Source organism: Agromyces aureus, assembly GCF_001660485.1.
Lineage (GTDB): Bacteria > Actinomycetota > Actinomycetes > Actinomycetales > Microbacteriaceae > Agromyces > Agromyces aureus.
Genome location: NZ_CP013979.1, coordinates 2,240,570 through 2,258,466, shown reverse-complemented (window position 1 = coordinate 2,258,466; position 17,897 = coordinate 2,240,570). Strand labels below are relative to the sequence as shown.

Sequence of the window (17,897 nt, the reverse complement as noted above, 5' to 3'; positions counted from 1 at the left end):
GGCAGACTCGCAGCATGCGCCAGACTTCCACCATGACGACGGATGCCGCGGCCGACCTCGATCTCCTGCGCCTCAGGTCCGCGCGTCTCGCCGCGCAGGGCCTCACCGGCGGGCTGTCGTCGCCCAGCGCCGCGGTCGGGCGGCTCGTGTGCGTGCAGGCGCAAGATCTCGCCGCGGCGAAGTGGGTGCTCGGGGTCCGCGTGCCCGGCTCCTTCGAGGCGACGATCGACGCCGCGATCGACGACCGGTCGGTGCTGCGCTCGTGGCCGATGCGCGGCACGCTGCACTTCGTCGATCCCGGCATGCTTCGGCCGATCCTCCGCCTGACGGCGGCACGCCTCATGCAGCGCGCCGCCAAGAACCATGGCGACGAGGGCATCGACGACGCCGTGCACGCATCGGCGCGGGCGGTGGCGATCCGCGAGCTCGAGGGCGGCCGTTCCGCCTCGCGCGACGAGCTGCAGGCGGCGTGGGCGGCCGCGGGAATCCCGATCGCGGGCCAGCGCGGCTATCACCTGATCTGGCGGCTCGCCGTCGAGGGCGTGCTCTGCGGCGGCCCGGTCGAGACGCGGGCCAGGCAGCGGTTCGTGCTGCTCGACGAGTGGTCGCCCGCCACCTCGAACGAGCCCGTCGATGCCGACGAGACGCTGGCGAAGCTGGTCACGGGCTACCTGCGCGGCCACGGACCCGCGACGGTCCGCGATTTCGCGTGGTGGACCGGCCTCACGCTCACGCAGTCGCGTCGCGCGGTCGAGGCCGCAGGCGTCGACGTGGTCGCCTGGTCGGGCGACCTGCTCGTGGCGGCCGATGCCGAGCCGCCGACCCCCCTGACAGAGGCCGCGACCCGGCACGTGCTCGCCCCGTTCGACGAGTTCTTCCTCGGCTACGGTGACCGCTCGGTGTCGTGCTCCGCCGATGATGCGGCCCGCGTGGTTCCCGGCAAGAACGGCCTGTTCCTGCCGATCCTCGTGGCCGACGGCGAGGTCGTGGGCACCTGGCGCCGCTCCCCCGAGCGCCGCGGTGTCACGACGGTCGAGGTCACGCGGTTCGAGCGCGCTCCGAACCTCGAGGAGTTCGGGCCGGCGTTCGCCCGTTGGGCGGAGTTCTGGTCGACCGGCCTCGGCGAGGTCACGACGGTCGGCGCCTGACGGAGGTCTGCCACGCCGGTCGGCACGACGTGCCGACGACGAAGGGTCGGATGCCCGCGGCATCCGACCCTTCGTGACGGTGCAGTTCGTCTTACTGCTGGAGCGCCGCCTGCAGCTCGAGCGTGATGGTGACCTTGTCGCCGAGCAGCACGCCGCCGGTCTCGAGCGCGGCGTTGTAGGTGAGGCCGAAGTCCTCGCGGTTCACGACGGTCTTCGCGGTTGCGCCGGCCTTGTAGTTGCCGTAGGGGTCGCCGCCGAAGCCGCCGAAGTCGAAGTCGAAGGTGACGGGCTTGGTGATGCCGCGGATGGTGAGATCGCCGTCGACCTTGAAGTCGCCGTCCTCGACGCGCACGCCGGTGGAGACGAAGTCGATGGTCGGGTGGGTCTCGGCCTCGAAGAAGTCGCCGGTGCGGAGGTGCCCGTCGCGGTTCGGCTCGTTGGTGTTGACGGAGGCGACCTCGGCCGACGCCGTCACGGTCGAGTCGAGGGGGTTCTCGGCCGTCACGAAGGTGGCGTCGAACCGCTCGAACTTGCCCTTGACCTTGCTGATCATGAGGTGGCGGATGCTGAAGCCGACCTCGCTGTGCGTGGGGTCGATCGTCCAGGTGCCTGCGCGGTAGCCGGGGATCTCGATGCCGGTGGCGGTGTTCGTCATGTGGTTCTCCGTAATTCGATGTCGTCGTGGCATGCGCGCCACATCAATGCGAACGCATGTAAATCTCGGGGTATTCCGAGATTCAGGAAGTTTCTTCGACGAGGGTCCTGCGCAGCGTCAGCACGCGCTCGACCGCGTCGTCCAGTCGAGCCTGCGGAACGCGCCCGGACGCCACCGCGCCGCTGATCGCGCCGACGAGCTCGTCGATCGAGATGCCGACGCTCGACGGATCGGCCGGCAGCACGTACAGCAGCAGGTCGGCACCCGAGGCGACGGCCCGCACCGCGTTCTCGTTCTGGTCCGCGTACTCGGGCAGTCCGTTGCGCCCGAGCATGAGCATGTCGTCGGTCACGACCACGCCCTCGAACCCGAGCTCCTCGCGCAGGATCCGATGCCATTCGGGCGAGAGCGATGCAGGCTGCGCATCGATCGCCGGATACACGAGATGGCCGGTCATGACGAGCTCGGCGCCCGCGTCGATGCCCCGCTGGAACGGGATCGCCGGCCCTGCGCGCCACTCGTCGATGCCGAGCGGCGCACTCGGCAGGCTCGAGTGCGAGTCGCCTGGCGCGGCGCCGTGGCCCGGGAAGTGCTTCAGCGTGCTGAACACCGTGTCGTGCTCGCCGGCGACGGCGCCCGCGACCCGGTCCCCCGCGGCGACCGGATCGGTGCCGAGCACGCGTGCCGCGATGAACGAGTCTGGGTCGGCCGTGACATCCGCGACGATGCCGAAGTTCAGGTTGACACCGGATGCCGCGAGCACCGCCGCGCGAGACGCGAAGGCGGCGGTGGTGGCCGCGGGCGGCTGCGCCTGCAGCGCCTCGGCACCGGGCGCCGGATCCCACGGCAGTCGCTGCACGTCGCCGCCCTCCTCGTCGATCGCGATCAGGGCCGGCAGTTCGGGATCGACCTGCGCGGCGGCGACGAGCGAGGCCAGCTGCTCCGGCGAGGCCGGCACGTTGTCGCCCATGAGGATGAGTCCCGACGTTCCGCGCTCCACGTCGGCCCTGAGCGGCGCGGGGTCGAGCCCCGGGGCGTGCAGCATGAGCAGCGACGCGGCCTTCTGCTCGAGGGTCATCTGCGACATCCGCGACTCCACGAACTCGGCCACGGGATCCGGAGTCGCGGTGGGAGTCGGCGTCGACGTGGCCGTCGGGGTCGGAGCGGTCGGCTCCGCCGCGGGTGCCGCCGTCGCACAGCCCGAGAGGAGCGACATCGCGAGCACCGCCGTCGTCGTGAGGAGGAGCCGCGTGCGCATCGGACCGAGTGTACGCTGCGTGTCCACCGATCGCCTGAGCGGGTGCTGGGTAGAATCGCCGGGCTCGAAGGGGGTGTTCGTGCGCGTGGTGAGGGGTTCGGTGGTGGTGGCGCTCGTCGTCGCGCTCGTCATCGCGCCCTCGGCCGCCGCGACCGCCGAGGACTACCCGACCTGGGACGAGGTCGAGGCTGCGAAGGCCCAGGTCGGGGCGAGCGAGGCCGAGGCCTCGCGCATCGACGCGTTCGTCGACGAACTCGAATCCGAGTCGGGTCGGCTCGGGGATGCCGCCGTCGCCGCGGCGGGCGCGTCGGTGCTCGCCGAGCAGGCCAGGGCGGATGCCGCGGCGCGGGCGACCGCGCTCGCGGATCAGGCGTCGGAGGCCGAGGCCGAGGCCACCGCCGCGACGGCCGCCCTCGGCAGGGCCGGCGCCGTCCTGGCGCGCACGGGCGGCGCGGACCTGGGCCTCCGACTCCTGCTCGACGGCGACGCCTCGGCACGGCTGCTGATGGGCCTGTCCCGAGCCGCCCAGCTCACGACCGTGATCGGCGGAGTGGCGTCGCGAGCGCGGAGCGCCGAGGCCGATGCGGCGGCCGTCCGCGATCAGGCCGATCGTGCCGAGTCCGAACGCACCCGCCTCGCGGCCGAGGCCGTCGAGGCCGCGGCGGCCGCGGAGGCCGCGCACGTGGCGGCGCAGGAGCGCGTCGCCGAGCAGCAGGCCGCCCTCGACACGCTGTACGCCCAGTTGGCGAGCCTGCGGGATCGTTCGGTGGAGGTGGAGCGCCAGTTCCGCATCGGCGAGCAGGAGGCCCGTGATCGCGCGGCGCGCGAGGCGGCCGCGGCTGCCGCGGCCGAAGCCGCCGGCGGATTCACGGCCGCTCCCCCGCCGGGCGTCACCGTGGATCGCACGGCCGCCCAGGCCTATGCGGCCTCAGCCGTCGCGCGGTACGGCTGGGACGACGGCCAATACCAGTGCCTGTACCGGCTGTGGATGCGCGAGTCGAGCTGGCGCGCCGACGCGTACAACGCCTCGAGCGGCGCCTACGGGATCCCGCAGTCGCTGCCGGGCAGCAAGATGGCCGCGGCAGGGGCCGACTGGCGGACCAACGCGAACACGCAGATCGAGTGGGGACTCTCGTACATCTCTTCCCGGTACGGCAGCCCGTGCGCCGCCTGGGCGCATTCCGAGGCCGTGAACTGGTACTGATGGGGTATGGATCCCGTCGAGGCCGAGCGCGCTGACCGGGCGGTCTTCCGCCGGCACGGTGCGGAGGCCGTCCTTCTGCTCGGCGGTGCCGCCGCGATCCTCCTGCAGCTCGCCGACCCGCGTGTCGCTCGAGGCGTCGCCCGGCACAGCGACTTCGCCTCGCGCCCGCTCGACCGCCTCATGGGCACGCTCGACTACGTCTACGCCGTCGGGTTCGGCGACGACGAGGTCGCCGGTGCCGCCGTTCGACGGGTCAACGCGCGACATGCGCCGGTGCGGGGCGGCTCGGCGCGCCCGGCAATGTCCGACACCGCAGAAGTCCCCGAGCACCCCGGGCACTCCGGGCACTCCGAGCACTCCGAACGCTCCGAACGCTCAGCGGCCTTCGACGAGATGCCGGATGCCGCGTACAGCGCGTTCGACGCCGACGCGCAGCGGTGGGTGGCCTCGACGTTGCTGGCCGTCGCCCTCGACATCCACGAACGCGTGTACGGGCCGCTTCCGGCGGCGGATGCCGATGCGATCGTCCGCGGTTACGCACCGCTGGGGTTCCGGTTGCAGGGATCCCGCGAGGGGTGGCCCGACACCCGAGAGCAGTTCGACGCCTGGTGGAACGCCCGCCTCGGCGTACTGCACGTCACCGAGGAGGCGCGTCGCGTGGCGCGGACGCTGCTCTCGACATCCGACGCCCTGAGAGGACTTGCGATCCTCCTGCCGCCCGTGCGCCTCGTCACTGCTGAGCTGCTGCCGCCGGCGCTCAGGGATGCCTACGGCTTCAGGTGGACGCCGCGCGCACGACGCGTGGCGAACGCCTGGCTCACGGGAGTGGCCGTCGTCTGGCCGTGGCTGCCCCGGATCGTGCGGCACGCTCCCATGCGGGTCTCGCTGCACCGGGCCCGTCGCCGGTACGCTGAACCTGAGCACCGAGGACGATGATGACCGAGCATGCGGCACACCATGGCGAGGCGATCGACAACATCGATCGCCGGATCGTCGCGGAGCTCAGCCGCGACGGCCGCCTCTCGGTGCGAACGCTCGCCGAACGCGTGCACATCTCCCGCACCGCGGCGCACAACCGCGTGCAGCACCTCGTCGAGCGCGGCGTCATCACCGGGTTCGGCGCCAAGATCGACCGCACGTCGATCGGCCTCAGGATCTCGGCGCTCGTCGTCGTGCGCGTCGCCGCCGACAGCGGCTGGGAATCCGTCGCCGCCCGCCTGGCCGAGCTGCCGTTCGTCGAGAAGGTCCAGGCCGTCTCGGGCGATATCGACCTGATGCTGACGGTCAGCGCGCCCGACCACGAGCAGCTGAGTCAGGCGATCCTGCGCGACATCCATGTGATGCCCGGCGTGCTCTCGACGAGGTCGCACCTGATCCTCGCCGAGTTCGACGGGCGCCCGCCGGCCCAGTCGCTCGACATCTGGCGCTCGTAGCTCGCCCGGACCCGCGCCACGCGGCCACCGGCCGAACGAACGGCCGTCGGCTCGATCAGAAGAACTCGTCGGGCGTGCCGGCGGCGCGCTCGACATCGCTCGTACTGACCCCCGCGCCCTTCAGCTTCGAGACGGCGACGCGGAGTCCGGACTCCATCTGCGCGGCCCAGGCGTCGGACTCGTGCGCGCTCGCCTCGGCGGCGCGCGCACGCGCCTCGGCGGTGACCGCCGCGTTGCGCGCGTCGGCGACCTGGCGGAGCGCCAGCGAGATGCCGTAGTACGCGGCGACCATGGTCGCAATCGGCGCCGCGATGACCGCGAGGGCACTGATCGCCGCTCCGGTGGGGCTGAACGCGATCAGCAGCGCGAACGCGAGGAACAGAGCGGCGATCGCGGCAAGGACGACGAGCATGAACCGCAGATCACGGCTCCACGAGCGACGCTCGGGGTCTGCAGGCAGCGCTGCGGGCTCTTCGACGCCCGCTGGGGCGCCCGGCTCGACCTCATCGGGGAAGTTCCCGCCGATCGGGTCCTGCTGGCCGTAGACCGGACGAGTGTTCGCGTCGCTCATGCTCTTCTGCTCCCCTGCGTTGCCGGACACTCGGTCGTTGCCCGACACCCAATTGTGGGCCGCACCCAGAGGGGGGTCAAGGAACCGCGCCGGGCGGCGACATCCGTCATCGACGATCCGGACCGAGGCGAGCGGATGTCGCGAGCCGGCCGCACTACGACGCTCGACGGAAGGCGGGCACGAAGCGCAGCAGGGCCGTGACGAGGGGCGCGGCGTAGAGCAGCACCACCCAGAGCATGCCGACCTTCGGGAACAGGAAGGCGAGCACCCCGGCGATCACGAGCACGACGAGCACCGAGACCGTTCTGCCGAGATCGAAGGTCGTGCCGGGTGCGGTGAGTTCCGGATGCCGCAGCAGCTCGAGCTCGATGAGCAGCATCGCCGTCGTGGTGACGAACATCGTGCCGATGTAGACGGCATCGAAGCTGCCGTTCTCGATGTCGATGCTCGACACGGCATTCGCGGCGAACGGGAGGAAGACGATGCTCGCGAGCCACAGCATGTTGAACCAGATCAGGCGCGGCGAGTAGTCGTGGACCGCCTCGAAGACCGCGTGGTGGAGCACCCAGAAACGTCCGATCACGGCGAACGTGACGACGAAGGCGATGAACGCGCCGAAGTGCTCGCCGGCGAACTCGGCGAAGTCGACACCGTCGAGGTCGCCCGCCAGGTCGACCAGCGGAAGGATCAGCAGGGTGATCGCGATCGCGACGGCGGCATCGGAGAAGTTCACGAGCCGATCGAGTCCACGTTCGGTGCGGGCGTGCGCCACGATGCCTCCCGGGCGTCGATGCAGGGATGCGCGGGTCGCGCACCTGATCGCCATTCTGTCCCACGCCGTTCTCGATGCGACAGCGCGAGGCGGCAGGTCGGCGCCCGAGAGCAGCAGAACTCTGCCCGGCTCGCCGCTGTGCCGTTCGGCCGCGGCACTTCCGCGGCACTCCGACTGCGGGATGCCGCCGGATACGAGAAAAGCCCCGGTGAACGCAAGTTCACCGGGGCTTTCGGTGGATCTGAGGGGACTCGAACCCCTGACCCCCTGCATGCCATGCAGGTGCGCTACCAGCTGCGCCACAGACCCGTTCTTGCCTTGTCTCAGCGATTTCTCACTGTGCTTCAGGCGATGTTTCGAGCTTACACCAGCCTCCGGCCACAAATGAAATTGAGGGAAGCTCGCCGGGTGCAGGCCCCGCTCAGCCCGCCAGCAGGGGTGCCACTGGCACTGCGGGGCAGTCGAGCCAGAGGCGCTCCAGCCCGTAGTAGAGGCGGTCCTCTGGGTGGAAGACGTGCACGACGAGGTCGCCGAAGTCGAGCAGGATCCATCGCCCGGTGCTGTGGCCCTCACGACGGAGCGTCGAGACGCCGGCCTCCCGCAGGGTGTCTTCGATCTCGTCGGCGATCGCGATGACGTTGCGCTCGGAATTGCCGCTCACGAGGAGGAACACGTCGGTGAACGGCAGTGGTCCGGACACGTCGAGGGCGACGAGGTCGTCGCCGCCCTTGGAGTCCGCCGCGCGGGCTGCGAGGGCGAGGGCGTCGAGAGCCTGGTCGGTTGCGGTCATTCGCTCATTTCCGGTCGTTGTGGTGCGGAATCGAAATCAGAAGAGGCCCGTGAGGGCGCCGACGACGAGGGTGCCGACGACGCCGAGCGCGAGCACTCCGGCGGTCACCGCGAGCACGAGCGGCACGTTCATGGCCTCTTTCGAAGGTGGGGCGACGACGGCCTTGCTCGCGCTCTGCGTGCTGATCGCCCTGGTCGCCGAGACCGGTGCCCCGATGCCGACCCCGTCTTCGACCTGGTCGAAGAGGTGATCGACGTCGGACGAATCGATCTGGCTCGGATGCACGCCGGTCGCGCCGTAGCTGCGCGGAAGGTCGATCGAACCGGTCACGATGACCTCGCCGTTGCCGTTGTTCGTGATCGGCGCCGGGATGCCGGCATGGTCGGGAAGCGACGGCAGGATGAGCGCGTTCGTCGTGGTGGGCACCCCGCGACCCACGCCGCCGCGCGACAGCATCTGGTCGTACGGCTGAGCGGATTCGACGGGAGCGTCGAGCTGAGCCGTCCAGTGGCCGACGGGCTTGGGTGCGATGATCGGCTGCTCGGAGAGCGCGGCGGACTCGGCCTGGTGCGGCAGCGGCTGTCGCTGCGGCAGTTCGACGGGAGGTGCCTGCGGGACCTGCTGCGCGGGCGCCGGGGTGAACGCGGCCGGCGGACGCGGCGCGTCCATCGCGGAGGCTCCGGCGATCTCCTGATCGAGATCGTCGAACTCCTCGCCGTCGGTGCCGGCATCGCCGTCGAGCATCGCCCGCAGTTCGCGCCTCGTGAGGGTGCGCTCTGGAGTCGAGGACTGGCGCGGCGCGGGCGTGGCGACGGGCGGAACCGGCGCGGCGACCGGAGCAGGGTTCACCGCGGGGGCCGGCGCGGCCGGGGCCGGCGCGGCCGGGGCCGGCGCGGCCTGAACGGGTGCGGCCGGCGGAACGACCGGCCCGGGCGCGAACGCCGAGGGTGCATGCGCGGGAAGCGGCGCGGATGTCGGGTATGCCGACGCGGGCTGCGGCGCGGACCCGTACGGTGCGACCTGCGCCGGCTGCGCGCCGTTCGGCTGAGTCGGGCTGCCGTATGCGGGCACCGGCTGCGGTGTGGGCGTCTGGATCGGGGCGACCGGAACCGCCTGCGCAGGCGTCTGCGGCGCGGGATTCGGGGTCGACGAGGGGACGGCCTGCTCTTGCAGTCGTTCGCGCTCGCGCATCTCGCGGCGCGTCAGCTGCGGTTCCTGCGACGACGTCATGCGACACTCCGATAGAGATGGTGCTTGGAGATGTACTGGACGACCCCATCAGGCACCAAGTACCACACCGGGAAACCCCGGCGCACCCTTTCCCGGCAGTCGGTCGACGAGATCGCCAGTGCCGGGACTTCGAGCAAGCTTACGTCTTGCTCCGGCAATCCGCGAACGGAGAGGACATGTCCCGGCCGACTCACAGCCACGAAGTGGGCGAGATCCCAGAGCTCCGAGACATCCTTCCAGGACAGGATCTGCGCGATGGCGTCGGCGCCCGTGATGAAGAACAGGTCGGCATCGCTGCGCTCCCGACGGAGGTCTCGCAGGGTGTCGATCGTGAAGGTGGGCTTGGCGCGGTCGATGTCGACCCGGCTCACCGTGAACTGCGGGTTCGAGGCCGTCGCGATGACGGCCATCAGGTAGCGGTGCTCGGCCTGTGTGACGTTCGACTTGTAGCTCGGCTGACCGGTCGGGACGAACACGACTTCATCGAGGTGGAGCGACCGAGCGACTTCGCTCGCCGCGACGAGGTGACCGTGGTGGATGGGGTCGAACGTGCCGCCCATCACGCCGACTCGCGGTCGGCGCTGCTCGGCTCCGGTCACGGTTCGCGAACCCTCGCTCAGTGTCCGCTGTGCTCGTCGGCGCCGTGACGGGCCGCGTAGGCCTCGGCCTTCGCACGGTGGCGGTTGGCGACATCGCGGTAGGACGCGGTCACGAATGCGAGCGCAGCGAAGATGATGAGGGCCACGAGGCCGTACGCCCACGCCGGCATCGGCAGTTCGACGTGCGCCGCCTCCGACGCGAGGATGCCGGCGACTGCCGTGCTCGTGAAGCTCATTCGTGTTCCTTTCGAAGCGTGCGGTGGTGCTCGTGACAGTCTAGCGAGGTCGCGTCGGCGAGGACACGCAGCTAGGCGCGCACGTGTCCGGCCCCACGCACGATCCACTTCGTGCTCGTCAGCTCGGGCAGGCCCATGGGCCCCCGAGCGTGCAGCTTCTGCGTGGAGATCCCGACCTCGGCGCCGAAGCCGAACTCGGCGCCGTCGGTGAATCGGGTCGAGGCGTTCACCATGACGGCCGCCGAGTCGACCTCGTTGAGGAACCGCTCGGCGTTGGCCAGGTCGTTCGTCACGATCGACTCGGTGTGCTTCGTCGAGAACCGACGGATGTGCTCGAGTGCGTCGTCGAGCGAATCGACGACGGCGACCGAGAGGTCGAGGCTCATGTGCTCGGTCGCGAAGTCCTCATCGGTCACGGGCAGGGCATCGGGCCGGATGGCGCGCACGCGCTCATCGGCGTGGATCGTCACGCCCGCGTCGGTCAGGCGATCGAGCACCGAGGGAAGCAGCCGCTCCGCCGCTTCCTGATGGACCAGCAGGGTCTCGAGGGCGTTGCACACGCTCGGGCGCTGCACCTTGGCGTTGTGCACGAGCTCGATCGCCCAGTGCTCGGGCGCGGAGGCGTCGAGGAACATGTGCACCACGCCGGCCCCGGTCTCGATGACGGGAACGCGCGCCTCGTCGACGACGGCGCGGATGAGGCCGGCACTCCCCCGCGGGATCAGCACGTCGACGTACCCCCTGGCCTGCATGAGGTGACGCGCCCCGGCGCGACCGAAGTCGTCGACCGTCTGCACGGCCTCGGCCGGCAGGCCCACTGCGTCGAGCGCACCGCGCAGGACGTCGACGAGCACCCGATTCGTCTGTTCGGCAGCAGAACCGCCGCGCAGCACCACGGCGTTGCCGCTCTTCAGCGCGAGCACGGCGATGTCGATCGTGACGTTCGGCCGTGCCTCGTAGATCGCACCGACCACGCCGAGCGGCACCCGCACCTGGTCGATGCGCACTCCGCTCGGGAGCGTGCGGCCGGTCAGGGTCTCGCCGACCGGATCGGTCAGCCCGATGACGTCGAGCACGGCGTCGGCGAGGGCGTCGATGCGCGGCTCGTCGAGCGCGAGCCGGTCGAGCAGTCCCCTGCCGATCTCCGCCGCGCGACCGGCCTGGAGGTCGAGCCCGTTGGCCGCGATCACCTCGGACGCGCGCGCGCGAAGGTCGGACGCGATGCGCTCGAGCGCGGCATCCTTCTCGGCGGTCGTCGCGCGTGCGAGGCGGTATGACGCCTCTTTCGCGGCGGCGAGCCGGGCGTCGAGCACGGACGTGTCGAGGTCGGGCTGCTCCATGGGATCAGCCTAGGTGAGCTGGGTGGCCTCGGCGGTCGTGTGACGCTCGGGGGCGGCGTCGAACCAGGTGCCGATGTGCGCGCCCGCGAGAGCCTCGGTGACGAGCGGGGTGGCCGTGATGAGCACGGCAGCGCCGGCGCCGGCGGCGATGCGGGCCGCCGACACCTTCGTCTCCGCTCCCCCGGTGCCCACGCCCGCGCGCCCGACCGACCCGATCTCGATGCCCGCGAGCTCGTCGCCGAACGGCACGTGGTCGATGCGCTGGGCACCCTCGAGGTGCGGCGGCTTCGTGTAGAGCGCGTCGACGTCGGAGAGCAGCACGAGGAGGTCGGCGCCGATCAGCTCGGCGACGAGGGCCGCGAGGCGGTCGTTGTCACCGAAGCGGATCTCGTGCGTCGCGACGGTGTCGTTCTCGTTCACGATCGGCAGGATTCGCAGTGCGAGCAGGCGGTCCATCGCCCGCTGCGCGTTCGACCTGGGCGTCGAGTTCTCGAGATCACCGGCGGTGAGCAGCACCTGCCCGGCGATGATGCCGAACCGGTCGAGCGCGTCCTGGTAGCGAACGACGAGCAGGTTCTGACCGACGGATGCCGCGGCCTGCTGCGTCGCGAGATCGGTCGGCCGTTCGTCGAGCTTCAGGTAGGGCATGCCAGTCGCGATGGCACCCGAGGAGACGAGCACCACCTCGGTTCCGCGCTCGTGGGCGGCCGCGAGGGCCTCGACCAGGGGCGCGATCTGCCCGGCGTTCTCACCGCTGATCGACGAGGAGCCGACCTTGACCACGACGCGCCGCGCCGAGGGGATGTCGGCGCGTTCGCGCAGGGTCACCGGTCGTCCTCCGCCTCCGACGCGCCGGCAGATGCCGCCGCCTCGACCGGCTCGACGGGCTCGGCCGCCTCGGCGTCGCCCGCCCAGAGACCGGCCTCGCGCTCGCGGTCGAGCTCGGCACGGGCCTCGGCCTTGGCATCCATGCGGTCGTGGTAGTCGCTGCGGCGCTCGGCGCGCGTGGCACGACGGTTCTCGTCGAGACGCACATCGGTGCCTCGCGGGGCCGTGATGAGCTCGGCGGTCGAGGTCAGCGTGGGCTCCCAGTCGAAAACGACACCGGTGCCGGGGCCGATCACGACGGTCGAGCCGGCGACGGCCCCCGCCCGCACGAGGGCGTCTTCGACGCCGAGGCGGGCCAGACGGTCGGCGAGGAAGCCGACCGCTTCGTCGTTCGTGAAGTCGGTCTGCTGCACCCAGCGCTCGGGCTTGCCGCCGAGCACGCGGTAGATCGTGCCGTAGCTGCCGCCCTCGGGCTTCACGACGTAGTCGATCTCGTTGACGGGCTTCGGACGGATCACGATGCGCGGACCCTCGACGACCGATGCGGCGGCGGCCTTGCGCTCCTCCTCGACGAGCGCGCCGAGGGCGAAGCCGAGCTGGCGGAGTCCCTCGTGGCTGACGGTCGAGATCTCGAAGACCGTGAAGCCGCGCGCCTCGAACTCGGGCTTGACGAGCTCGGCGAGGTCACGGGCCTCTGGCACGTCGATCTTGTTGAGGGCGACGAGCTGCGGACGCTCGAGGAGCGGCGTCTGGCCTTCCGGCACGGGATACGCGGCGAGCTCGGCAAGGATGACGTCGAGGTCGCTGAGGGGATCGCGGCCGGGCTCGAGCGTCGCGCAGTCGATGACGTGCAGCAGCGCCGAGCAGCGCTCGACGTGACGGAGGAACTCGAGGCCGAGACCCTTGCCCTCGCTCGCGCCCTCGATCAGACCTGGAACGTCGGCGACCGTGAACCGGTGGTCGCCCGCCTCGACGACGCCGAGGTTCGGGTGGAGCGTCGTGAACGGGTAGTCGGCGATCTTCGGACGCGCCGCCGACATCGCGGCGATGAGGCTGGACTTGCCGGCCGACGGGTACCCGACGAGTGCGACATCCGCGATGCTCTTCAGCTCGAGCTTGACCTCGCCCTCGTAGCCGAGGGTGCCGAGCAGTGCGAAGCCGGGGGCCTTGCGCTTGTTCGTGGCCAGCGATGCGTTGCCCAGTCCGCCCTGGCCGCCGGGGGCGACGACGAAGCGCATGCCCGGTTCGGTGAGGTCGATCAGCTCGGTGCCGTCGGCGTCCTTGACGACCGTGCCGACCGGAACTGGGAGCTCGAGCGGCTCGCCTGCGGCGCCGGCCCGGTGGTCGCCCATGCCGGGCTGACCGTTGCCGCTGGAACGGTGCGGACGACCGTGGTACGCGAGCAGCGTGGTGACCTGCGGGTCGGCCACGAGCGTGATGTCGCCGCCACCGCCGCCGTTGCCGCCATCGGGACCTGCGAGCGGCTTGAACTTCTCCCGGCGGACCGAGACGCATCCGTTGCCGCCATGTCCGGCGCGCACGAACAGCGTCACCTCATCGACGAAGCTGACCATGCGACGTGCCTTTCTGCTCTGTAAACACGTGAGGGCGAGCCGAAGCCCGCCCTCACGAAAACCTGTCGGTCGACTATTCGCCGGCCGCCACGATGTTGACCACCTTGCGGCCGCCCTTGGTGCCGAACTGCACCGAGCCGGCCTCGAGTGCGAACAGCGTGTCGTCGCCACCGCGACCGACACCCGCACCCGGGTGGAAGTGGGTGCCGCGCTGACGGACGAGGATCTCGCCCGCGCTGACGACCTGGCCACCGAAGCGCTTCACGCCGAGGCGCTGTGCGTTCGAGTCACGACCGTTGCGAGTGGAGCTCGCTCCCTTTTTGTGTGCCATGTCTGATTCTCCTTGCGAGCCGCTGCTGCTACTTGATGCCGGTGACCTTGACGCGCGTGAGCTCCTGACGGTGGCCCTGGCGCTTCTTGTAGCCGGTCTTGTTCTTGAACTTCTGAATCACGATCTTCGGGCCGCGGAGGTCGTTGAGAACCTCGGCCGTGACCGTGACCTTGGCAAGCGACTTGGCGTCGGAGGTGATGTTCTCGCCGTCGACGAGGAGCACCGCGGCGAGCTGGACGTTGCCGTCCTTGTCAGCCTTGATGCGGTCCATCGTCACGATGGTGCCAACTTCGACCTTCTCCTGCCGACCGCCGGCGCGCACTACTGCGTAAACCACTACTCGTACCTATCTCTGGGGAACCACGGGGGCTCCGTCTGTCTGATGGGGTGTCACTGCGCGGGACCCCAATGGGAAGGAGGGCCATGCCAGAAAACGTTGCAGTCGAACTGCGATGGGGGCACACCGTGATAAGCGGCGGCACCAACGAACGAGTTTACCGGATCGATGCGACTCGGTCAAACGAGCGGCCACCGGCGCGTCGCGCGTCGTCGCACCTAGGATCTTCTGCATGACCGTGCTCATCGACACGCCGCTCTGGCCGAAGCACGGCACGGTGTGGGCGCACCTCGTCAGCGACGAGTCGATCGCCGAGCTCCTGGCGTTCGCCGAGGCGGCCGGGCTCCCGGCCCGGGCCTTCGACCTCGACCACTACGACGTGCCCGTCGAGCGCTACGACGACCTCGTCGCCGCCGGAGCGGTCCCGGTGCCGCCGCGCGAGCTCGTGCGACGACTCGCGGCGAGCGGGCTGCGGGTACTCCCCCGCGAGCGCCGGGCACGCCGGCAACGCCGCGAGGCCCCGACCGACTGACGTCGATCAGGGCCCCGTCGGATTCGAACGGGCTCAGCCCGCCGCCGGGCCCTCGCCGTCGGCGGGGTTCGCCTCGGCGCCGTCGGCGCGCGTGATGACCGGAGCGCCGCCCGCGGGCGACAGTGCAGCCGTCGAGACGCGGCGACTGCGCGAGCGACCCTCGCCGGCCTTCTTGGGTGCCGGGAGCGCGTCGAGCACCGAATCGAGCAGCTCGGCGGTCGCTGCGGCGGGCTCCGCCCGAGTGCGCGGTGCGGCGACGGCCGGGAGGTCGAGGATCGCGACGGCCGGCGTCGGCTCGGCGGGCTCGACCTCGGCCTCGCGTTCGACTGGCGCGACCGCGGGCGTCGCAGCGTCCGCGGGGTCGGCGGCGACATCCGGTGCCGTCGTGTCGTCGGCACCCTGAGACCCGGTCGGGGCCTCGGATGCCGCAGCCGAGGTCTGCTCGCGCGACGCACGTCGACCGCGGCCACGGCGTCGACCCTGACGGGCGCCGTTGCCGGACTCGTCGCCGGGTGCGGGCTCGGTGGCCTGCGCCGCGGCGGACGTCACGTCGGTCGGGGCCGCGGGCGACGCGCCGTCGTGGTGCTCGGCGTGCGGGATCGTCGATGCGGCGATCTGCGCGAGCGCGTGCTTCACGTCTTCGGTGATCGCGTGCGTGCCGGTGTGAGCCTTGGGCTCCGTGGGCGACGTGTGCTGCGCGCTGCCACCGGTGCTGCTGCCGCCACCACCGCCGTTGCCGCCGTTGCCGTTGGAGTTCGGCGTGCTGCCGCGCCCGCCCCGACGACGGTCGCTCTGCTGCTGCTGCGGTGCGCCGGTTGCGCGGTGCTTGAAGACCGGCTCGTGGTGCACGACGATGCCTCGACCCGCGCAGACGTCGCACGGTTCGCTGAAGGTCTCGAGCAGGCCGAGGCCCAGCTTCTTGCGCGTCATCTGCACGAGGCCGAGCGAGGTGACCTCGGCGACCTGGTGCTTCGTGCGGTCGCGAGAGAGGCACTCGATGAGTCGGCGGAGTACGAGGTCGCGGTTGGACTCGAGCACCATGTCGATGAAGTCGACGACGATGATGCCGCCGATGTCGCGCAGGCGCAGCTGACGGACGATCTCCTCGGCCGCCTCGAGGTTGTTCTTCGTGACGGTCTCTTCGAGGTTGCCGCCCGAGCCGACGAACTTGCCGGTGTTGACGTCGACGACGGTCATCGCCTCGGTGCGGTCGATCACGAGCGAGCCGCCCGAGGGCAGCCAGACCTTGCGGTCGAGCGCCTTCTCGATCTGCTCGCTGATGCGGAACGCATCGAACGAATCCCGGTCGCCCTCGTAGGCCTCGACGCGCTCGAGGAGGTCGGGTGCGACCGCCCGGAGGTAGCGCTCGATGGTGCCGCGCGCCTCGTCGCCCTCGATGATCATCTTCTGGAAGTCCTCGTTGAAGACATCGCGGACGATCTTGATGAGCAGATCGGGCTCGGAGTGCAGCAGCGACGGCGCCTGCGCCTTCTCGAGCTGCGTCGAGATGTCGGCCCACTGCGCGAGCAGGCGGTTGACGTCGAGGGTGAGTTGCTCTTCGGTGGCGCCCTCGGCTGCGGTGCGCACGATCACGCCCTGGTTCTCGGGCAGCACCTCCTTGAGGATCTTCTTGAGGCGCGCACGCTCGGTATCGGGCAGCTTGCGGCTGATCCCGTTCATGGAGCCGTTCGGCACGTACACGAGGTAACGGCCCGGCAGCGAGATCTGGCTCGTCAGGCGGGCGCCCTTGTGGCCGACCGGGTCCTTCGTGACCTGCACGAGCACGCGGTCGCCGGGCTTCAGCGCGAGCTCGATGCGGCGCGGCTGGTTCTTCTCGCCGTTCTCGGCGGCGGCGTCCCAGTCGACCTCGCCCGAGTACAGCACGGCGTTGCGGCCGCGTCCGATGTCGACGAACGCCGCCTCCATGCTCGGCAGGACGTTCTGCACGCGGCCGAGGTAGACGTTGCCGATGAGCGAGGCGTCCTGGTTGCGGGCGACGTAGTGCTCGACGAGCACGCCGTCTTCGAGCACGCCGATCTGGATCCGGCCGCTCTTCTCGCGGACGATCATCGAGCGATCGACCGACTCGCGACGGGCGAGGAACTCCGACTCGGTGATGATCGTGCGTCGGCGGCCGGCGTCGCGGCCGTCGCGTCGGCGCTGCTTCTTCGCCTCGAGGCGGGTCGAGCCCTTGACGCGCTGCGGCTCGGTGATGAGTTCGGGCTCGCGCGGCGTGCGCACCTTGACGACCGTGTTGGCCGGCTGGTCGCCCGTCGTGCGGGGCTCCTCGCCCGTGCGACGACGGGTACGGCGGCGAACGCTCGAACCCTCTTCGTCGTCGGCGCCGGCGAGGTCGCCGCGGCCGGCCCGCTCGGGCCGTTCGCCCCGTTCGCCGCGTTCGGGTCGCTCGGGGCGGTCCGCGGTCACGAGGACGGGCGGCGCGTGGAAGATCAGCGACGTCGTGGTGAGGTTCGACGGAATCGGCGAGACGGCAGGGGCCGGCGCGTCGACTGCGGCATCCGCCTCGGGATCGATCGCGTCGGCGAGGTCGGCGCCATCGGGCTGCCCGTTCGCGTCGACGTTCGTGTCGCTGCCGGCGTCTGCCCCGCCGGCGACGTGCCGGCCGGCGTGCTGCGAGGCCGCGACGGGCGCCGGAACCTCCACCGGTTCGTCGACCTGGGCCTGGACCTCGTCGATCTCGGGCGCCGCGAGGGGTGCGTCGGCCGCCGGCTGGGCGGCGCGACCACGGCCGCGTCGGCCGCCGAAGAGTCCGCCGCGCCGCTTGGGCGCGCCCTTCGGGTCGGGTCGGTTCGTCTGGTGCTCGTTGCCTTCCACCATCTCTGGTGCGCTCCTACTTCGGTCGGGACGGCCGCGCCATCCCTTCCGTACTCTCGTGCGGCTCCGCGGCGTACGCGGAACCGTCAATTCTCGTCACCGGCGACCGGCAGGTTTGCCTCGTCGCCACGTCGTGCGGTGCGTTCACCGCTCAATCGGATGCGCGGCATCCGGGAAGTTCGTCTGTCGCCGTTTGCGGGTCGGACCCGGTCGGCTTCCTCGAT

The 17,897-nt window shown here is 70.9% G+C and carries 19 protein-coding genes and 1 tRNA gene; 5 read left to right on the top strand and 15 right to left on the bottom strand.

Features of this window, described 5'->3' with window-relative positions; all coding sequences use genetic code 11:
• The first annotated feature begins 14 nt into the window (after window positions 1-14).
• Complete coding sequence (locus ATC03_RS09975) at window positions 15-1,148, top strand: winged helix DNA-binding domain-containing protein (protein ID WP_084003414.1); 1,134 nt, start codon at window positions 15-17, stop codon at window positions 1,146-1,148.
• Between the two features lie 91 nt (window positions 1,149-1,239).
• Here ATC03_RS09975 and ATC03_RS09970 read toward each other — a convergent pair whose 3' ends face one another.
• Window positions 1,240-1,803: a YceI family protein gene (locus ATC03_RS09970; RefSeq protein ID WP_067876327.1), complete on the bottom strand. Its 564-nt coding sequence runs from the start codon at window positions 1,801-1,803 to the stop codon at window positions 1,240-1,242.
• Between the two features lie 82 nt (window positions 1,804-1,885).
• Complete coding sequence (locus tag ATC03_RS09965) at window positions 1,886-3,061, bottom strand: glycoside hydrolase family 3 N-terminal domain-containing protein (RefSeq protein WP_067881841.1); 1,176 nt, start codon at window positions 3,059-3,061, stop codon at window positions 1,886-1,888.
• 79 nt (window positions 3,062-3,140) lie between these two features.
• On the opposite strand from ATC03_RS09965, the gene ATC03_RS09960 reads away from it, so the two are divergent.
• Genes ATC03_RS09960 through ATC03_RS09950 form a run of 3 tightly spaced genes read left to right on the top strand, consistent with a single transcriptional unit; the run spans window position 3,141 to window position 5,698 of the window.
• Entirely contained in the window at window positions 3,141-4,265 is a 1,125-nt protein-coding gene (locus ATC03_RS09960) for an aggregation-promoting factor C-terminal-like domain-containing protein (RefSeq protein ID WP_067876324.1), read from the top strand.
• Window positions 4,266-4,271: 6 nt separating this feature from the next.
• Window positions 4,272-5,201 carry an oxygenase MpaB family protein gene (locus tag ATC03_RS09955; protein WP_067876320.1) on the top strand — a complete coding sequence of 310 codons (930 nt, stop codon included), beginning with the start codon at window positions 4,272-4,274 and terminating at the stop codon, window positions 5,199-5,201.
• On the top strand, window positions 5,201-5,698 hold the full coding sequence (locus ATC03_RS09950) for an Lrp/AsnC family transcriptional regulator (protein ID WP_179947872.1): 498 nt from the start codon (window positions 5,201-5,203) through the stop codon (window positions 5,696-5,698). Before ATC03_RS09955 ends, ATC03_RS09950 begins: the two co-directional genes overlap by 1 nt.
• 55 nt (window positions 5,699-5,753) lie before the next feature.
• On the opposite strand, the gene ATC03_RS09945 is transcribed toward ATC03_RS09950, so the two are convergent.
• From ATC03_RS09945 to rplU, 12 genes are all read right to left on the bottom strand, one after another.
• Window positions 5,754-6,269 carry a hypothetical protein gene (locus ATC03_RS09945; protein WP_152030917.1) on the bottom strand — a complete coding sequence of 172 codons (516 nt, stop codon included), beginning with the start codon at window positions 6,267-6,269 and terminating at the stop codon, window positions 5,754-5,756.
• Between the two features lie 154 nt (window positions 6,270-6,423).
• Entirely contained in the window at window positions 6,424-7,041 is a 618-nt protein-coding gene (locus ATC03_RS09940) for a TMEM175 family protein (RefSeq protein WP_067881838.1), read from the bottom strand.
• A gap of 236 nt (window positions 7,042-7,277) precedes the next feature.
• A tRNA-Ala gene (locus ATC03_RS09935) sits at window positions 7,278-7,350 on the bottom strand.
• Window positions 7,351-7,462: 112 nt separating this feature from the next.
• Window positions 7,463-7,831: a ribosome silencing factor gene (gene rsfS, locus ATC03_RS09930; RefSeq protein WP_067876308.1), complete on the bottom strand. Its 369-nt coding sequence runs from the start codon at window positions 7,829-7,831 to the stop codon at window positions 7,463-7,465.
• A gap of 36 nt (window positions 7,832-7,867) precedes the next feature.
• Window positions 7,868-9,061 carry a hypothetical protein gene (locus ATC03_RS20570; protein ID WP_067876305.1) on the bottom strand — a complete coding sequence of 398 codons (1,194 nt, stop codon included), beginning with the start codon at window positions 9,059-9,061 and terminating at the stop codon, window positions 7,868-7,870.
• Window positions 9,058-9,660, bottom strand: coding sequence for a nicotinate-nucleotide adenylyltransferase (gene nadD, locus ATC03_RS09920; RefSeq protein WP_074401009.1), 603 nt, complete (start codon window positions 9,658-9,660; stop codon window positions 9,058-9,060). Before nadD ends, ATC03_RS20570 begins: the two co-directional genes overlap by 4 nt.
• A gap of 17 nt (window positions 9,661-9,677) precedes the next feature.
• Window positions 9,678-9,896, bottom strand: coding sequence for a hypothetical protein (locus ATC03_RS09915; RefSeq protein ID WP_067876297.1), 219 nt, complete (start codon window positions 9,894-9,896; stop codon window positions 9,678-9,680).
• Between the two features lie 71 nt (window positions 9,897-9,967).
• Window positions 9,968-11,236, bottom strand: a complete 1,269-nt coding sequence (locus tag ATC03_RS09910; protein WP_067876294.1) for a glutamate-5-semialdehyde dehydrogenase — start codon at window positions 11,234-11,236, stop codon at window positions 9,968-9,970.
• Window positions 11,237-11,245: 9 nt separating this feature from the next.
• Window positions 11,246-12,064: a glutamate 5-kinase gene (proB, locus tag ATC03_RS09905; RefSeq protein ID WP_067876291.1), complete on the bottom strand. Its 819-nt coding sequence runs from the start codon at window positions 12,062-12,064 to the stop codon at window positions 11,246-11,248.
• Window positions 12,061-13,638, bottom strand: coding sequence for a GTPase ObgE (obgE, locus tag ATC03_RS09900; RefSeq protein ID WP_067876289.1), 1,578 nt, complete (start codon window positions 13,636-13,638; stop codon window positions 12,061-12,063). The genes proB and obgE overlap by 4 nt, the downstream gene beginning before the upstream one ends.
• A 73-nt stretch (window positions 13,639-13,711) precedes the next feature.
• A complete protein-coding gene (gene rpmA, locus ATC03_RS09895) occupies window positions 13,712-13,969 on the bottom strand; it encodes a 50S ribosomal protein L27 (protein ID WP_055857715.1) in 258 nt (85 codons plus the stop codon).
• Window positions 13,970-13,997: 28 nt separating this feature from the next.
• A complete protein-coding gene (rplU, locus tag ATC03_RS09890) occupies window positions 13,998-14,306 on the bottom strand; it encodes a 50S ribosomal protein L21 (RefSeq protein ID WP_074401007.1) in 309 nt (102 codons plus the stop codon).
• Window positions 14,307-14,538: 232 nt separating this feature from the next.
• On the opposite strand from rplU, the gene ATC03_RS09885 reads away from it, so the two are divergent.
• Window positions 14,539-14,838 carry a DUF4031 domain-containing protein gene (locus ATC03_RS09885; RefSeq protein WP_067876288.1) on the top strand — a complete coding sequence of 100 codons (300 nt, stop codon included), beginning with the start codon at window positions 14,539-14,541 and terminating at the stop codon, window positions 14,836-14,838.
• Window positions 14,839-14,871: 33 nt separating this feature from the next.
• On the opposite strand, the gene ATC03_RS09880 is transcribed toward ATC03_RS09885, so the two are convergent.
• Entirely contained in the window at window positions 14,872-17,676 is a 2,805-nt protein-coding gene (locus tag ATC03_RS09880) for an Rne/Rng family ribonuclease (RefSeq protein ID WP_084003411.1), read from the bottom strand.
• Window positions 17,677-17,897 lie beyond the last annotated feature (221 nt).

Excerpts from the sequence above, each read along its gene's own strand:
- ATC03_RS09975 (WP_084003414.1), top strand. The coding sequence starts at position 15 with ATGCGCCAGACTTCCACCATGACGACGGATGCCGCGGCCGACCTCGAT.
- ATC03_RS09970 (WP_067876327.1), bottom strand. The coding sequence starts at position 1,803 with ATGACGAACACCGCCACCGGCATCGAGATCCCCGGCTACCGCGCAGGC.
- ATC03_RS09965 (WP_067881841.1), bottom strand. The coding sequence starts at position 3,061 with ATGCGCACGCGGCTCCTCCTCACGACGACGGCGGTGCTCGCGATGTCG.
- ATC03_RS09955 (WP_067876320.1), top strand. The coding sequence starts at position 4,272 with ATGGATCCCGTCGAGGCCGAGCGCGCTGACCGGGCGGTCTTCCGCCGG.
- ATC03_RS09950 (WP_179947872.1), top strand. The coding sequence starts at position 5,201 with ATGACCGAGCATGCGGCACACCATGGCGAGGCGATCGACAACATCGAT.
- ATC03_RS09945 (WP_152030917.1), bottom strand. The coding sequence starts at position 6,269 with ATGAGCGACGCGAACACTCGTCCGGTCTACGGCCAGCAGGACCCGATC.
- rsfS (WP_067876308.1), bottom strand. The coding sequence starts at position 7,831 with ATGACCGCAACCGACCAGGCTCTCGACGCCCTCGCCCTCGCAGCCCGC.
- ATC03_RS20570 (WP_067876305.1), bottom strand. The coding sequence starts at position 9,061 with ATGACGTCGTCGCAGGAACCGCAGCTGACGCGCCGCGAGATGCGCGAG.
- ATC03_RS09915 (WP_067876297.1), bottom strand. The coding sequence starts at position 9,896 with ATGAGCTTCACGAGCACGGCAGTCGCCGGCATCCTCGCGTCGGAGGCG.
- ATC03_RS09910 (WP_067876294.1), bottom strand. The coding sequence starts at position 11,236 with ATGGAGCAGCCCGACCTCGACACGTCCGTGCTCGACGCCCGGCTCGCC.
- obgE (WP_067876289.1), bottom strand. The coding sequence starts at position 13,638 with ATGGTCAGCTTCGTCGATGAGGTGACGCTGTTCGTGCGCGCCGGACAT.
- rpmA (WP_055857715.1), bottom strand. The coding sequence starts at position 13,969 with ATGGCACACAAAAAGGGAGCGAGCTCCACTCGCAACGGTCGTGACTCG.
- ATC03_RS09885 (WP_067876288.1), top strand. The coding sequence starts at position 14,539 with ATGACCGTGCTCATCGACACGCCGCTCTGGCCGAAGCACGGCACGGTG.
- ATC03_RS09880 (WP_084003411.1), bottom strand. The coding sequence starts at position 17,676 with ATGGTGGAAGGCAACGAGCACCAGACGAACCGACCCGACCCGAAGGGC.